The organism is Sorangium sp. So ce363 (genome assembly GCF_051520435.1).
GTDB classification, from domain to species: Bacteria; Myxococcota_A; Polyangia; order Polyangiales; family Polyangiaceae; genus Sorangium; species Sorangium cellulosum_B.
Genome location: NZ_CP150333.1, coordinates 10,129,439 through 10,143,561, shown reverse-complemented (window position 1 = coordinate 10,143,561; position 14,123 = coordinate 10,129,439). Strand labels below are relative to the sequence as shown.

Genomic DNA, 14,123 nt, shown 5'->3' with positions numbered 1-14,123 from the left:
TCATGTCCATCGAGAGGTCGCAATCCAGTTGGTCCCCGGGGGCGGCTGCCCTAGAGTCCGGGCCGGGATCGCCGATGCCTGAACCGCGCGCTGCTGCCGAGAGCTCGACACCTGCCGCCCAGTCCGGCGGTGTGCCCGGCGGCTGGAAGATGCGCATGGAGGACCCGCTCAATCGCTACTATCGGTACCCGATCGCGCGCTGGATCGTGCGGGCGCTGATGAGGACGCCGGTCACGCCGAACCAGGTGACGCTGGTTCAGCCGCTCTTCGCCGCGCTGGCCGGTTACCTGGTGACGTTCGATGATCCGAGGCACCTCATCGCCGGGGCGCTCGTGTTCGAGCTCCGCTCCATCCTGGACTGCGTGGACGGCGCGCTGGCGCGGGCGAAGCGGATGGTGAGCCCCGCCGGGCACGCCATTGACGGCCTGGCCGACTGGCTGGGCGTCGTCTTTCTTTATGCCGGCATCTTCTGGCACGTTCACCTTCACCCGCCGCCGGAGGGCCCGTGGAGCGCGACCGTGTCCACGAACGCACTCCTGCTGATCGCGCTGCTCCAGGGGGCGCTGCGCTCTTTCTCCGCGGACTACTTCAAGCTCAAGTACTGCTCGATCTTCGAGACGGGCACCGACGAGACGGCGGACGTGCTGCGCCGGAAGATCCAGGCGCTCGGCCCCTCCTCCTCGTTCTTTGCCCATTTCGATGTCTTCATCGGGCGCATGGGGCACCTCGCGTTCGAGCACGAGTGGTTCGACCCGCGGCGGAGCCAGTCCTCGACCAGCGCGGATCAGGTAAAGCAGCTGATCCGGGAGGAGGCGTCGCCGCTCACGCGCCTCATCGGCGCGCTCTGGGCGATATCGAACGGCGACGCGTTCCTGTCGATGGTGGTGCTGACGCTCCTCGTGAACCAGCTCTGGCTGGGTCAGGTCTTCTTCGCGACGGGCGGGGTCATCTGGATCGTCGCGGTCGTCTGGCTGAACGGCTGGTTCCTCCGCGGCGCATCCCGCCGCGCGAAGCTGGCCGTGGCCTGAGCTCGGCTCCCGGCTGCGCCGCCGAGCTCAGATCCGCGTAGTCCCCCTCAGAGCCCGCTCCTAGAGAGCGCTTGCCAGGCGGCGGGCTTTCTCCACGTCTTCTTCGAAGTCGATCTCGGTCCAGGGCAGGTCGTCGACGCGCTCGATACCGAACGGTACCTCCTGGAAAGCGCGGTCCATCGCGGCCTCGTACTCCTGGTCGAGGCGGCCGGCGGAGACCTCCTCCTCCAGGAGGCGCTGCATCGTGCGACCGCCCTGCGGGCCGACCTTGGCGAAGCCGACGGTCTCGCCGGCGATGTCCCAGTCCTTGCCCACGCGGCGCGCGATCTTGAGGACGCGGCCGGCGCGGACGCCGACCATCATTTCTTCGCCGCTCTCCTCCGAGCTCGCGTCGACCAGCAGGCAGTTCTCGTGGGGCGAGCTCACGAGGCGCCGCAGCAGCGCGGCGGGATACAGCACGTCGGCGTCCATCCACAGCCCGCCGCCTGACAGCCGGTCGGCCGCTACGTGGAGCGAGACGATGCTGCCGTGGGTGAACCGCGGGTTCTTGACGAGCTCGATCTTCAGCGAAGGGCGCAGCGAGGCGAGCGCGTCCTCGATCATCTCGTGCCGGAAGCCGACGACGATCGTCAGATCGGTGACGCCGCTCTCGGTGAGGTTCACGAGGTGGCGCTCGAGCAGCGTCTTGCCCTCGATCGAGATGAGGCACTTGGGCGCGTCCCGGCCGATGCGCCGGCCGCGGCCGGCGGCGAGCAGGATCGCCCTCATCGGCGCGCCTCGGCCGCGAAGCGGGAGGCCAGCTCCTGCGGCGTCTCTGCGACGCGGCCGATGCCCTTCACGGTGCCGCCGTCGACGAGGGCGAGGACCATGACCGGGCCCGGCTGCACGAGCGCGACGCGCAGCGACGCCTCGAAGGACTCGACGGACTCGGCGCGGTGCGTGGCGCGGTAGCCGACCGCGCTGGCGACCGACTCGAGCCTCACGTCGCCCGAGATCGTCCGCTGCCCGCCCGTCGAGGCGTGGGAGCGGTTGTCGAGGACGACGTGCACGAGGTTCGCCGGCCGCTCGCTGCCGACGCTGGCGAGCGCGTTCATGCCCATGAGGACGTTGCCGTCGCCGTCGAGCACGAAGATCCGCTTGCGCGGCTGCGCGAGCGAGAGCCCCAGGCCGATCGACAGGCCGAGCCCCATCGAGCCGATCATGTAGAAGTTCGAGGGCCGGTCCTGCGTCGTGTAGAGCTCGCGGCCGATCATGCCGTTGCAGCAGACGACGAGGTCGTCCTTGCCGACCGCCGCCGTGAACACCTTCAGCGCTTCGAGCTTGTTCATTCGAGCACCCCCGCGGGCACGATGAGCGCCGCCGGCTGCCTGGTGGAGAGCATGACGTCCTTCGCCCACTGCACCTGGGGCCCCATCGGCTCGGCGGCGCGGAGGACGCGGTGCTGGATCTTCATCAGATCGAGGATGGGGAGCATGATCTCGCCCATCATGATGTGCTCCGGGGCGTCGTTGCCGCCCTCGCCGCGCCAGGAGATGACGAGCAGCGCGGGCACCTCGTACATCGTGCTGAGCGAGGCCAGCGCGTTCACGGAGACGCCGAGCCCGGAGTTCTGCATCAGGACCATCGGCAGCCTGCCGCCGAGCCAGGCGCCGAAGGCCATCCCGATGGCGCTGTCCTCGCGGGTCGCCGAGATGTAACGGGCGCTCGCGTCGGCGTCGAGCAGCGAGACAAGGCCCTTCAACAGCGAGCAGGGCACGCCCGCGAAGAAGTCGAACCCCGCCTCCTTGAGCGCGGCGACGAACTCGGGCGCATACGATTTGCCTGAACCGTGGGAACCGTGGGACATCACCTCACTCCTTGATGAGCGCCCAGGCGCGACGGTAGTCCTCGAACGTGTCGATCTCGAGCCACCCCTTGTAAACGTCGATCGCCTGCACGTCCGCGCCGCGGTCGACGAGCTCCTGGAGCAGGTCGGTGAAGGTCGCGCTGCGGAGCGACTCGGCCTCGTGGAAGCCGCCCTTCGCGCGGCTCTCCTGCAGCTGGTGGTAGCAGTCGGTGAGCAGGCGCGCGCCCTTCGCGGTGAACATGGCCATGCCCACGAACTCGCCGTGCGCCTCGCCCGCGGGGATCGCGCGGCCGACGCGGGCCACCCGGTGCGGCGCCTCGGCGCCGACGAAGCGGTAGCCGGCCTCCTGCGCGTCCTTCAGGGCCACGAGGTCGGGCACGCCGCGCGCGTCCTTGGGCCGCTGGCCCTCGGCGTACGCGCGGTCGACGACGATCGAGATGTCCGCCGGACTCTTGAGGAGCTTCTCGAGGTGGCCGCGCTCGAACACGATGTCGCCGTAGAGGAAGAGGAACGGCCCGCTCAGCTCCTTGGAGGCGCGGAAGAGCGAGAACACCTCGTTCGTCGTCGCGTACTCGTCGTTGTCGTAGAAGCGGGCGTTCGGGACCTTGATCGCCTCCTTCTTGTACCCGCGCACGACGGCGACGTCCTTGACGCCGCACGCGTTGAGCACGTCGATCTGCCGCTCGAGGATGCTCTTGCCCTTCAGGTCGAGCATCGGCTTCGGCAGCTCCTCCGTGAGCGGCAGGAGCCCCTGGCTCTGGCCGGCGGCGAGGATGACGGCGGTGACGCCCGGGCTGCCGGAGGGCAGGAAGCTCGACTCCTCCTGCTTCATCTTGTCGACGCCCACGAGCTGGTAGACGCGCTCGAGCGGCACGACCTTGTCGTCGACGCTGCCGGTGTACATCTCGCGCTTCAGCGTCTGGAGCGTCTCCGTCATCGCCTTGATCGACGAGCGGATCGCGTGGTTCGCGAAGATGATCAGCTTGAAGCCGGCCTTGTGCAGCGTGTCGACGCTCGTCGTGCGGTAGATGGTCGGCACGCAGACGAGCGGCGTGTTCGGGCGGTCCCACGCGCGGGCGAAGGAGAGCACCTCGTCCGGGTCCTTGCTCTTCGAGTGGATGAGGACCATGTCGGCGCCCGCGTCCGCGTAGGCGCGGCCGCGGCGGAGCGCCTCCTCCATCCCCCAGCCGGCGATGAGCGCCTCGGTCCGCGCGATGACCACGAAGTCGCGATCCTTCTGCGTCGCCTTCGCCGCGCGGACCTTGAGCGCGTGCTCCTCGACGTCCGCGAGCTCGCGCTTCACGCCGGCGTAGAAGCTGCAGCGCTTCGGGAAGATGTTGTCTTCCATGCAGATCGCCGCGATGCCCGCCGCCTCGTACTCCTCGACGCAGCGGACGACGTTGACGGCGTTGCCGTAGCCGTTGTCGCAGTCCGCGACGACCGGGAGCGACGTGCTGTTCATCATCTTGGCGGCCTGGAGGTTCTCCGCCATCGTGAGGATGTTCGCGTCCGGCACCGCGTAGCTCGCGGAGATCTCGAAGCCGGAAGCCCAGAGCCCGTCGAACCCTGCCTCTTCACCGATCTTTGCGGAGAGCCCGTTGTGCGCGCCGATGATGACGATCGGCCCGGGGCGGGCCATGAGTTCGCGCAGCTTCCTGGCTTTGGTCACGTCTCGTCCACTCCTTCGCGCGGTGTTGCCATCTCCGCCCGACGGGCGACCGCGGCTGCAGGTGCCGCGGTGCGCGTCCCAGGCGAGCGGCGTCCCGTCGTCACCGCGCGCGGGCAGCTCCGGGGGGCGCCTGATCTCGCTCTCCTCCCCGAGGAGCCGGGCCTCAGAACGGGGGCTGCCTTAACACCGTTCGCCAGTGCCGCCAATGGCAGGGCACGACCGGAGCAGACGATCGCGAGGGCGACGGAGCGCGCTCCGCCGCGTGGGGACGTGCGCGCTGCGGCGGTGCCTGATGGCGGGCGCGCGCGATGCTCGCCGCGGGCTCCCCCGGCCGCTCAGCCCTCGCGGCCGACGATCCCGCGCAAACGGACCAGCCCGGGGCCCGCGCGGAGCACCACCTGGCACGCGAGCCGGAGCCGCGGCGGGGCGCCGAAGCGCTCGAGCAGATCGCGCTCGCCGCGCGCAGGCGGTTCGAGGAGCTGCTCCCCTTCGACGACCTCGACGCGGCACGTGGCGCAGCGCGTGTCGCGGCACGAGAACACGATCGGAGCGCGCGCGTCGTCGCAGACATCGATGAGCCTGCCGGCTCCCGTCTCCGCGGTGACGGCGGGGCCGAGCGCGCCGTCCTCGAACACGACCGTGGGCACCGCCGAACCCTCCCTCCTCCCTACCTGGCGCGCGACGCCGAGAGCGCATTTTCTCGGGCGTCGGCACGCACTATACGACGAGCGATGACGGATCGCTGGGACGCAATCATCCTCGGCGGAGGGCCGGGTGGGTCGACGCTCGCCGCATCGCTGGCCCGCCTCGGCCGCCGGGCCCTCGTGCTCGAGCGCGAGAGGTTCCCTCGCTTTCACATCGGCGAGTCGCTGCTGCCGCTGTCCCGCGAGGTCTTCGAGCGGCTCGGGCTGGACGAGGAGCTGGACGCGCGCTTCCTCCGCAAATACGGCGCCCGGTTCCTGTGCTCGTCGACGGGGCGGACGCGGACGTACAGCTTCGCCGACGCGTTCGAGCCGAGGTTCGAGTTCGCCTACCAGGTGCAGCGCGACGCGTTCGACCAGCTGCTGCTCCGCCACGCCGCGGAGCTCGGGGCGGAGGTGCGCGAGTCGTGGGAGGCCGTCGAGGTGGTGTTCGAGGGCCCCCGCGCCGTCGGGGTGCGCGCGCGGCCCCGCGCTCGACCCGACGGCGCCGGGCCGGAGGAGGCCGCGGCCGCGCGCGCCGACTCGAGCGACGTCGTCGATCTCCGGGCGCCGGTGATCGTGGACGCGACGGGGCGGGACACGCTGCTCGCGTCGAGGATGCGGCGGAAGGCGCAGCTGGCCGAGCTCGACAAGACCGCGCTGTTCACCCACTACGAGGGCGTGCCCCGCGAGGAGGGGATCCACCAGGGCGACATCCAGATTGTCCTCTTCGAGCACGGGTGGTTCTGGTTCATCCCGTTCCGCGGCGAGGTGACGAGCGTCGGCGCGGTGGTGTCGTCGAGCTGGATCCGGAGCCGGGCGAAGGGGGAGCGGCTCGACGAGCTCTTCGATCGCACCGTCGCGCAGAGCGGCTGGGCGCGGGAATTCCTCGCGAGCGCGCGGCGCATCAGGCCGGTGGGGGCGCTCGCCGATTTCTCGTACCGGATCGACCAGCTCGCCGGAGATGGATGGCTCTTCGTGGGCGACGCGGGCGGGTTCCTCGACCCGCTCTTCTCGACGGGCGCGCACCTCGCCATCAAGGGCGCCGATCTGGCCGCCACGGCCATCGACCGCGCGCTCGACGCCGGGGACACCTCGCGCGCCGCGTTCGCGGCCTACGAGGCGGAGATCCGCTACGCCGTCGATCTCTTCCTGGGGGTCGTTCAGGGCTTTTACAAAGGCCAGTTCCGGGAGACGCTGTTCGAGCCGAACCAGCGGTCCACGATGCGCAAGCTCATCACGAGCATGCTCGCGGGCGACGTGTTCCACGCCGAGCGGCGGCCGCAGTGGGCCTCGTTCCTCCGGCAGCAGTATCCGGCGGAGGTGCCCGCTTTCGCGTGAAGCGCGGCGGGCGGCCGAGCGTGTGCCTCGCCGCGTGCACGCTCGCCCGGGCGCTCGGCCGTCTGGCGCTCAGCGGCCGCACGCTTCGCGGTCCAGGACCGCGTCGCTCATCTGCTTGCAGGCGGCCGCGAGCGCGACGCGCGCCTCCGCCCTCGCGTCGCCCTCCAGCGCCTCGTCGTCGGCCTCCGCCCTGGCCTCGAGCACGTCGCGCGCGATCCGGATCGCGGCCTCGTGGCTCTTCCTGCTCTCCGCGGGCAGCTTGCTGGCGCAGGTGGTCATCGTGGCCAGGGTGCTGTCGCAGGCGTCGACCCCCGTGCTGTCGAGGTCGGCCTTTCCCGGATCGCCGCCTGCCTTGCCGCAGCCGAGGGCGAAGGTGCCCCAGAGAAGAAGTGCCAGGTGAGCTCTCGCCATCGTCGCGCGCGCCGGAGCGCCGCGCGCCGCAGGAGGCCGGTGCTGGCCGCCTCGCGCGCTGCCCGACGCCGGCGCACCCTGCCATGAGCCCGCGCAGCGGGGCAATTTTCGGTGGCTCAGGCGCGGCGGCGCGCCCTGCCATGCGCCTGCGCCGCGGGGAGAGCCTGGCGGGTCAGGCGCGGATCAGCAGGATGGCGTGCTCGTGGCGCGGGCGGCGCTGGAAGGCGCGCGCCGTGGGGCGGTGGAAGTGGGGGCGCGGCTGCGACGCGACCGCGCGGACCGCGAAGCGCGCGCCGGACGCGGCGGCCCTGACCACGTCGACCGCGTAGACCGGCGCGCCGGCGACCACGCTGTCGGCGATCAGCAGCACGAGCGGCGCGCCGCTCCGGAGGACGCGCGCGAGCGCGGTGAGCACGCCGCCGAGCTCGTCGCGCCAGCGCGCGCGGCCCGCCTCGGGGCCGAGCGGGTCGAGGTGCCGGCGGGCCCCGATCTCGTCCTGCTCGAAGCGGGCGCTGCGGAGCCGGAGCCAGCGCAGCCTCGCCTCGTGGTGGGCGAGGTAGTCGTACACGCCCGGGTAGGGCGGCGACGTGATCGCGAGGTGGACGGAGCCGGCCTCGACGCCGCGGAGCACGCGCGCGTCTCCCTCCTCGACGAGCGCGGGCGGGCTCGCTTCGAGCGGCGCGGCGACCTCGGCGAGGCGCTGGGCGAGCTCCTCCGCCTTGCGGATGAAGAGCCGCGCCGGATAGCCGGCGGCGATCCGCCGCGGCAGCTCGTGCTCCGACGTGTCGGACGTGCGGCGGCTGAGCTTCGTCAGGATGGCGGAGAGGACGAGCTCGAGATCGGCGCGGAGCGCGTCGGCGCCGTGGCCCGCGAGGCGGTCGAGGCCGACGCGGAGCCCGTCGAGCTCGAGGAGCACGTGCGGCTCGAACAGGGCGACGTCCTCGGGGCCGTACCGGCGGCTCGGACCGGCGCGCGCCTTGCGGCGCTCATCGGCCGCGGCCGCGACCTCGCGGGCGGCGGCGACGAGCCGCTCCCGCTCGCCGGGGGTGCTGCCCTGCACCTTGAGGCGGGCGAGGCGCACGGCCAGCGGGTTCGCGTCGACGCCGATCGCCGCCCGGCCCGAGAGCCGGGCCTCGACGAGGACGGTGCCGCTGCCGCAGAAGGGGTCGAGCACCCGCTCGCCCGGCCTCGAGAGGCCCTCGATCAGCCGGCGGGCGGTGTCCGGGTGCATCCGGGCCGGGTAGCTGTGGAACCCGTGCACGTGCGCGCGCGCCGCTTCCTCCGCCGTGCTCGAGCTGGCCACGTCGAGCGCGTGGGCGAGCTTCGCGGCGCTTTCGGGGTCACCCTCGAGCACCGTCGCGCCGCCGATGTGGGTCAGGGCGCGGCGCTCCTGGGGCGCGGGCCGGCTCGCGCGGGCCTTCTGCTGCGGCGGGCCTGGCTTCGGCTTGGGATCAGCGCTTCGCGGGGTCGACATGGGCGGTCCGTTGCGTCAGGGGCTCGGCAGCGAAGGCTTCCTCTTCGGCGGCGAGGGCGTGCGCCACGCTCTCGGCCCCCGCCTCGCCCCGGTCTTCGCCGCGCGCCGCGCCGACGCGCAGCTTCGGCGCATAGCCGAACTCGCCCGCGGGGCTCACCGCGCCGCGCACGACGTCGTTGACCTCCAGCAGGGCGAGGAGCTCCTCGGCCTGGGACTCGGCGATGCGGAGGGTCGAGGCGAGCCCGCCGGCGGTGAGCGGGCCCTCGGCCTGGCGGGCGACGTCGGAGGCGACGGAGACCCAGGCGGCGTCGAGCGCGGGCGAGATGTCCCGGCTCCGCGACTTCGCCCGCCGGAGCGCCCAGAGGGCGAAGGCGCCGACGGGCGCCATGGTGAGGAGGCCGGCGGTGAAGAGCCCGACGCTCGCGCTGAGGACGAGCAGCAGCACGGCGAACAGGAACAGCTCGAAGCCGAGCAGCGCGCTGGCCGCGACGCCCGCGGCGCGCCAGACCGAGCGCGCCGAGGCCGCCGCGCGCGCCTTCTGGAGCAGCGGCACCTCGCGGCCGGATCGCTCGACGCGGTCGTTGGCGACGGGGACGCGCGGGCCGCCGCAGGCGTCGCACGCGAAGCGCAGCTCGAGGTGCGCCGAGACGCCGGTCACGCCGCCGCAGTGCGGGCAGGCCTCGGCGCGCGCGGCCGCGCCGCACTGCGGGCAGCGATCGCCCTCCGGCGCGAGCGCCGCGTCGCACACGCGGCAGCGGGCGGCGCCGGGCGACGCGTCGCTCACGGCGCGCTCGCGGATGGGGCCGAGCGGGCGCCGCCCACGCTGCGCAGCACGGCGTCGAACAGGGCGCGCCCGTCCGCGCAGCCGTGGCCCTGGAAGGGCTCGCTCATCCGTTCGGGGTGCGGCATCAGCCCGAGCACGTTCCGCCGGGGCCCGCCGTAGATGCCGGCGATGTCCATCGCCGATCCGTTGGGGTTCGCGTCGCCGCCGACCAGCCCCTCCCGGTCGCAGTACTGCAGCGCGATGGCGCGCTCGTCGACGAGCTTGCGGAGCGTCTCCGGATCAGCCTGGTAGCGCCCTTCGGCGTGGGCGATCGGCAGGCGGAGCACCCGCGGCAGGCCGGTCGTGAACGGCCCTTCCGCGCGCGGCGTCACGAAGACGTCGCGGCACTCGAAGCGGAGGTGCGCGTTGCGGGTGAGGGCGCCCGGGAGCAGCCCTGCCTCGGTGAGGATCTGGAAGCCGTTGCAGACGCCGATCACCAGGCCGCCGCGCTCCGCGTGCCGCCGGATGGCGGGGACGATCTGGCTCGTGCGCGCGATGGCGCCGCAGCGCAGGTAATCCCCGTAGGAGAACCCGCCGGGGATCGCGACGAGATCGGTGCCTGCGGGGAGCTCGGCGTCGCGGTGCCAGGCGGTCGACGTGCGGACCTGGAGCACGTCGCGGAGCGTATGGATCATTTCGGCATCGGCGTTGGAGCCCGGGAAGATGACCACGATCGCGTGCATGGCCGTCGACGTACTCCGGTTGCCGGCGCTCGGCCAGGGGTCCTGACGGCGCGCGCGGCTTCACCGGCTTCTTTCGGCGTGCCATGATGGGGCATGGCGTCGCGATGGGCGCGGACCGGTCGAACCGACGCGACGGTGCAGGCGGCGTCCGGCTATCTCGTCCTCGCGGCGCTGGCGATCTCGCTGGGCCTGGTGCTGCGGGATGGATGGCCGTGGATCCACCCGAGCCCGTGGCTCGCGCTGCCGCCGCTGGCCGCGGTGCTGATGAGCGCCGCGCTCGGCCTCACGCTGGCGGCCGGCGTCATCGTGACGACGCGCGTCGCCGTGGCCCGGTTCAGCTGGGCCCGGCGCCTGCACGCGGAGCTCCGCCCGGTCGCGCGCGACTTCTCGCTCGGCCAGATCCTGCTCCTCGCGGGCCTCTCGAGCCTGGGGGAGGAGCTGCTCTTCCGCGGGCTCCTGACGCCGCTCCTCGGCGTGCTGCTGAGCGCGATCCTCTTCGGTCTGATGCACCAGATGCGCGGTCCGAGCCGCTGGGTGTGGATCGGCTGGGCGGTGGGCGTGGGCGCGGGGCTCGGCGCCATCTTCGCGGCGACCGGGTCGCTCGTCGGGCCGGTCCTGGCGCACGCCGTCGTGAACGCGGTCAACCTGAGCTACCTGCGCGATCACGATCCGGGCGACGTGGAGCAGCAGTCGACGCTCTAGATCGGCGCTTCCGTTTCTTCTTGTACCCGTTGCCCGCCGTCAGCGCTTCTTCGCGTCAGGGCGGGGAGGCCTGGCCGGCGCCGGTCTCGGGGGGATCGGGGTCGCACGCGGCGGGCCTTCGTGGCTTGCCGGCTGGGTCTCCGGGGGAGCGAGGGTCCCGCGGGAGAGCTCGCCCGTGTCCACGGCGCTCTGCCGCTCGCGCCCTGGCGAGGACGGTCGCGAGGGCGGCGTTCGGCTCCCGCTTCGCGGGAGCGTCGGAGGCTCGCTCTCCTCCACGCGCATGCCGCGCTGGCTCGACGGCTTCGCCGTCCTGCGGGCCAGCGAGGGCAGCGTCGGCGGGGCCGCCGGGGTCGCCAGCTCGAACTCGAAGTTCAGCTCGAGCGACGGCGGCCCATCGGCGATCGCCACGGCGGGATCGGAGCCCCTCTGTGGCAGAGGGGTGGGCCCGCGGCGCAGGCGCTCCTCGGACACGACGCGCGACGACGGCGGCGCGACGTCGTCCAGAATGGACGACGGCCCGCCGAGCGCCGTCGTCGCGCTCCGGGGCTCCGGACGGCGTCGCGACGGCGGGAGTGGCAGCTCGACGCGGGCGCTCTCGTCCTCGAGCCGGGTCGCCTCGAGCAGGTACGCAGCGATGGATGTCCGCTGCGCGGGCAAGGGGCGGACGCCTGGCACGAACGCGAACCGTCCGACCTTCCAGCTGAGCATGGTGCGGAGCGCGGCGAGCGCCGAGGCGCGCGTGCCTCCCACGGTCCCCTCGACGATGCACCCTTCGGCGATGTCCAGCTGAGCCCGACGTTTCTTGCTGCTCACCTCGAACACGCCCGACCGCCGCTCCATCTCGAGCACCGTGAGGACTGTCGCGATGGACATCTGGCTGAGATCGCCCTCGATCGCGGTCTGATCGACGGAGGTCGGGATGGACATGAGGCTGTCCCGCCGCAGGCGCAGGCGCGACGCCATCTGCACGAGCGCGCCGATCTGCGCGACGACCTCGCCGACCCGGAACGGCTTGGTCATGTAGACGTCGGCGCCCACGTGGAACCCTTCGAGGCGGGCCTCCTGGTCGTCGAGCGCGGAGAGGAACAGGAACGGGGTGACCGATACCCGGGACGGCTGGGTGCGCACGTTGCGCGCGACCCAGTAGCCGTCGTGGTCGGGCAGGCCGATGTCGCAGACGATGCACTCGGGCTCCAGGGTGCAGGCGGTGGAGAGCCCGGCCTCCGCGGTGGCGCAGAAGATGACCTCGTAACCTGCCTCCCGGATCGCGGTGGCGAGCAGGTCCGCGATGTACTCCTCGTCCTCGATCACGAGCACGACCCCGCTCGGCATCTGGCAGACGGTACACGCGCCCTGCGGGGGTGGCCAAGGGTGAATGGCGGAGAGCCAGCCTGATCATTCATTCGCCGGCGCGCCGCCGTCCCGGCTCCTCGCGCGAGCCCTCGCCGCGGCATCCCGCGCGAGCTCGCCGCGGCATCCCGTGCGGGTTCGCCCGCGGCGTCCGGCCGCGGCGAGGAATCCACGCTATAAGAACGGAAATGGCAACTCTGGTCCGAGAGGCCGACGGTACGGCGCGGCCCGGCGAGCGGGCCTCGTCGGGGGCACGCGTCTTCATCGCGATGAGCGGCGGAGTCGACTCGTCCGTCGCGGCAGCGCGCCTCTGCGACGCTGGATACGAGGTCGTCGGCGTGACGCTGCACCTCTGGGACTACCCCGACGACGGCAGCGTCAAGAGCCGCTGCTGCGCGCCCGAGGATCAGCACGACGCCCGCCGGGTCGCCGACCACCTCGGGATCCCGCACTACACGTTCGACCGCCGCGCCCTGTTCCGCGAGCACGTCGTCGACCCCTTCGTCGAGGCCTACCTCGCGGGTGAGACGCCGAGCCCGTGCGTGGCCTGCAACCGCTCCGTCAAGCTCCGGGAGCTGTTCCCGCTGGCGGAGCGGCTGGGTGTCTCGTGGGTCGCGACGGGCCACTATGCGCGGGTCGTCCTGGAGGAGGGCGGCGCTCGCCTCTACCGCGGCCGCGATCGGCACAAGGATCAGAGTTATTTCCTGCACATGCTCCGGTCGGACGAGCTGTCGCGGCTCCTCTTCCCGCTCGGCGACTCGACCAAGGACGAGGTGCGCGCCGAGGCGATCGCCCGCGGGCTCCCGGGCGCCGAGAAGGGGGAGAGCCAGGAGCTCTGCTTCATCCCCTCCGGCCGTTACGCGCCGTTCGTGGCCGACCGCGCCGCGGACAGGCTCCGCCCCGGCCCCATCGTCGATCGGGACGGCCGCGTGGTCGGGTCGCACGGCGGGGTGCACGGCTTCACGGTGGGCCAGCGCAAGGGCATCGGCGTCTCGCTCGGCCGGCCCGCGTTCGTCGTGGGCCTCGACGCCGCGTCCGGCGCGGTGCACCTCGGCGACGAGGGCGATCTGTACGCCGCGGGCGCCGAGATCGCCGACGCGGTGTGGTGCGACGACGCGGTCTTCCCCCTGGAGGCCGAGGTGCGCGTGCGCGCGCGGCACGAGGCGGCGCCTGGCATCATCGAGCGGCGCCGCGACCCCGCGACGGGCGCGGAGAGCTTCGTGGCGCGGTTCGCGAGCCCGGTGCGGTCCGTCTCCCCCGGGCAGATGGCCGTGGTCTACCGGGGCGATCGCGTGCTCGGGGGAGGCCGCATCAAGGCGGCCCTTCGCTCGCAGGCGGCGTCATGAGGGCCCGTGCGCTCGCGCCCCTCGCCTGCGCGTTCTCGCTCGGGTGCTCGCTCGGGCAGGGGGAAGGCGAGGTCGTCAGCGAACGGCTGCGCGCGGCCGGCTGCTGGGACGACAGCTACGACATGAACCCGGACTTCTTCGCTGCGGTCCCCTACCGCTCCACCTTGCAGGTCCGGGTGCAGCGGGGGAGCGACCTGCAGGAGATCTCGGACGGGCTCGCGGTCCTGATCGATGACGTCGACCTCATCCGCGGGGACGGGACCGTGAACAAGCTCGACGTCGACCTGAGCGTCGGGCTCCCGCCCGGCGTCGAGCTGCCGGGCTCGCCTCCACCGACGCCGAAGCCGGAGGGGCTCGCGCCGCTCGTGCACATGGCGCTTTACCTCCAGCGGTCCTGCCACAACCAGAACATCGTGCTCTACGCCGTCGATGGGACCATCAAGTTCCAGGCGCTGTTCAGCGGCGATCCCAACGAGACGGACGCGGTCGACAAGTACACCGACGCGACGTTCGACGTCTGGGTCGGCGATCCGCGCGACGCAGGGCTCGGTCATCCAGCCGACGCCATCCCTCGGGAGCTCCTCTCGCGGGTCACCGGGGGGTTCCGCTTCTACTTCGAGCGGGGTCAACCTGGGCAACCGTTCCCCTGAGCCCGTCACGACTCCGTCCTGGGTTTCAGGTGGTGTCCTACCTGTCGGGACAGGCGCCTTCAGCGCCCCGGTGGATTGAAGCTGACCATCTGGAAGGTGTCCTGGCCGAGACGACATGGC

General features: G+C 72.4%; 15 protein-coding genes. 5 read left to right on the top strand and 10 right to left on the bottom strand.

Features of this window, described 5'->3' with window-relative positions:
• Window positions 1–74 precede the first annotated feature (74 nt).
• A complete protein-coding gene (locus WMF12_RS38065; RefSeq protein ID WP_437853113.1) occupies window positions 75–1,028 on the top strand; it encodes a CDP-alcohol phosphatidyltransferase family protein in 954 nt (317 codons plus the stop codon).
• A gap of 60 nt (window positions 1,029–1,088) precedes the next feature.
• Here the strand turns inward: WMF12_RS38065 and WMF12_RS38060 are convergent, their stop codons facing one another.
• The 5 genes from WMF12_RS38060 to WMF12_RS38040 all read right to left on the bottom strand — a co-directional run bounded on the left by WMF12_RS38060 (window position 1,089) and on the right by WMF12_RS38040 (window position 5,190).
• Window positions 1,089–1,796, bottom strand: coding sequence for an NTP transferase domain-containing protein (locus tag WMF12_RS38060; protein WP_437853111.1), 708 nt, complete (start codon window positions 1,794–1,796; stop codon window positions 1,089–1,091).
• Window positions 1,793–2,356 carry a thiamine pyrophosphate-dependent enzyme gene (locus WMF12_RS38055; protein WP_437741625.1) on the bottom strand — a complete coding sequence of 188 codons (564 nt, stop codon included), beginning with the start codon at window positions 2,354–2,356 and terminating at the stop codon, window positions 1,793–1,795. The genes WMF12_RS38060 and WMF12_RS38055 overlap by 4 nt, the downstream gene beginning before the upstream one ends.
• Entirely contained in the window at window positions 2,353–2,874 is a 522-nt protein-coding gene (locus WMF12_RS38050; protein ID WP_437325131.1) for a thiamine pyrophosphate-binding protein, read from the bottom strand. The genes WMF12_RS38055 and WMF12_RS38050 overlap by 4 nt, the downstream gene beginning before the upstream one ends.
• Before the next feature lie 4 nt (window positions 2,875–2,878).
• The gene (locus WMF12_RS38045) at window positions 2,879–4,543 is read right to left on the bottom strand and encodes an isocitrate lyase/phosphoenolpyruvate mutase family protein (protein WP_437853109.1); all 1,665 of its coding nucleotides are present in this window, start codon (window positions 4,541–4,543) and stop codon (window positions 2,879–2,881) included.
• A 335-nt stretch (window positions 4,544–4,878) separates the two neighbouring features.
• Entirely contained in the window at window positions 4,879–5,190 is a 312-nt protein-coding gene (locus tag WMF12_RS38040; RefSeq protein ID WP_437853107.1) for a 2Fe-2S iron-sulfur cluster-binding protein, read from the bottom strand.
• Between the two features lie 84 nt (window positions 5,191–5,274).
• Here WMF12_RS38040 and WMF12_RS38035 point away from each other — a divergent pair, with 84 nt between their 5' ends.
• Window positions 5,275–6,564, top strand: coding sequence for an NAD(P)/FAD-dependent oxidoreductase (locus WMF12_RS38035; protein WP_437853105.1), 1,290 nt, complete (start codon window positions 5,275–5,277; stop codon window positions 6,562–6,564).
• A gap of 69 nt (window positions 6,565–6,633) precedes the next feature.
• On the opposite strand, the gene WMF12_RS38030 is transcribed toward WMF12_RS38035, so the two are convergent.
• The 4 genes from WMF12_RS38030 to purQ form a co-directional block, all read right to left on the bottom strand.
• Entirely contained in the window at window positions 6,634–6,975 is a 342-nt protein-coding gene (locus WMF12_RS38030; RefSeq protein ID WP_437853102.1) for a hypothetical protein, read from the bottom strand.
• Window positions 6,976–7,147: 172 nt separating this feature from the next.
• Complete coding sequence (locus WMF12_RS38025) at window positions 7,148–8,449, bottom strand: DNA methyltransferase (RefSeq protein WP_437741620.1); 1,302 nt, start codon at window positions 8,447–8,449, stop codon at window positions 7,148–7,150.
• Window positions 8,427–9,233, bottom strand: coding sequence for a zinc ribbon domain-containing protein (locus WMF12_RS38020; protein WP_437853100.1), 807 nt, complete (start codon window positions 9,231–9,233; stop codon window positions 8,427–8,429). The genes WMF12_RS38025 and WMF12_RS38020 overlap by 23 nt, the downstream gene beginning before the upstream one ends.
• Window positions 9,230–9,955, bottom strand: a complete 726-nt coding sequence (purQ, locus tag WMF12_RS38015) for a phosphoribosylformylglycinamidine synthase subunit PurQ (protein ID WP_437853098.1) — start codon at window positions 9,953–9,955, stop codon at window positions 9,230–9,232. The genes WMF12_RS38020 and purQ overlap by 4 nt, the downstream gene beginning before the upstream one ends.
• Window positions 9,956–10,048: 93 nt before the next feature.
• Here purQ and WMF12_RS38010 point away from each other — a divergent pair, with 93 nt between their 5' ends.
• Window positions 10,049–10,657 (top strand): CPBP family intramembrane glutamic endopeptidase, encoded by a 609-nt coding sequence (locus WMF12_RS38010; protein WP_437853096.1) that lies wholly within the window; start codon window positions 10,049–10,051, stop codon window positions 10,655–10,657.
• A 39-nt stretch (window positions 10,658–10,696) separates the two neighbouring features.
• On the opposite strand, the gene WMF12_RS38005 is transcribed toward WMF12_RS38010, so the two are convergent.
• Entirely contained in the window at window positions 10,697–11,989 is a 1,293-nt protein-coding gene (locus WMF12_RS38005; protein ID WP_437853094.1) for a response regulator, read from the bottom strand.
• Between the two features lie 206 nt (window positions 11,990–12,195).
• Between WMF12_RS38005 and mnmA the strand changes: the two genes are divergently transcribed.
• Together mnmA and WMF12_RS37995 are read left to right on the top strand one after the other, a co-directional pair.
• Window positions 12,196–13,353: a tRNA 2-thiouridine(34) synthase MnmA gene (gene mnmA / locus WMF12_RS38000; protein ID WP_437853092.1), complete on the top strand. Its 1,158-nt coding sequence runs from the start codon at window positions 12,196–12,198 to the stop codon at window positions 13,351–13,353.
• The gene (locus tag WMF12_RS37995; protein ID WP_437741614.1) at window positions 13,350–14,003 is read left to right on the top strand and encodes a hypothetical protein; all 654 of its coding nucleotides are present in this window, start codon (window positions 13,350–13,352) and stop codon (window positions 14,001–14,003) included. Before mnmA ends, WMF12_RS37995 begins: the two co-directional genes overlap by 4 nt.
• The last annotated feature ends 120 nt before the right edge of the window (window positions 14,004–14,123 follow it).

Excerpts from the sequence above, each read along its gene's own strand:
- WMF12_RS38065 (WP_437853113.1), top strand. The coding sequence starts at position 75 with ATGCCTGAACCGCGCGCTGCTGCCGAGAGCTCGACACCTGCCGCCCAG.
- WMF12_RS38060 (WP_437853111.1), bottom strand. The coding sequence starts at position 1,796 with ATGAGGGCGATCCTGCTCGCCGCCGGCCGCGGCCGGCGCATCGGCCGG.
- WMF12_RS38055 (WP_437741625.1), bottom strand. The coding sequence starts at position 2,356 with ATGAACAAGCTCGAAGCGCTGAAGGTGTTCACGGCGGCGGTCGGCAAG.
- WMF12_RS38050 (WP_437325131.1), bottom strand. The coding sequence starts at position 2,874 with ATGTCCCACGGTTCCCACGGTTCAGGCAAATCGTATGCGCCCGAGTTC.
- WMF12_RS38035 (WP_437853105.1), top strand. The coding sequence starts at position 5,275 with ATGACGGATCGCTGGGACGCAATCATCCTCGGCGGAGGGCCGGGTGGG.
- WMF12_RS38030 (WP_437853102.1), bottom strand. The coding sequence starts at position 6,975 with ATGGCGAGAGCTCACCTGGCACTTCTTCTCTGGGGCACCTTCGCCCTC.
- WMF12_RS38025 (WP_437741620.1), bottom strand. The coding sequence starts at position 8,449 with ATGTCGACCCCGCGAAGCGCTGATCCCAAGCCGAAGCCAGGCCCGCCG.
- purQ (WP_437853098.1), bottom strand. The coding sequence starts at position 9,955 with ATGCACGCGATCGTGGTCATCTTCCCGGGCTCCAACGCCGATGCCGAA.
- WMF12_RS38010 (WP_437853096.1), top strand. The coding sequence starts at position 10,049 with ATGGCGTCGCGATGGGCGCGGACCGGTCGAACCGACGCGACGGTGCAG.
- WMF12_RS38005 (WP_437853094.1), bottom strand. The coding sequence starts at position 11,989 with ATGCCGAGCGGGGTCGTGCTCGTGATCGAGGACGAGGAGTACATCGCG.
- mnmA (WP_437853092.1), top strand. The coding sequence starts at position 12,196 with ATGGCAACTCTGGTCCGAGAGGCCGACGGTACGGCGCGGCCCGGCGAG.
- WMF12_RS37995 (WP_437741614.1), top strand. The coding sequence starts at position 13,350 with ATGAGGGCCCGTGCGCTCGCGCCCCTCGCCTGCGCGTTCTCGCTCGGG.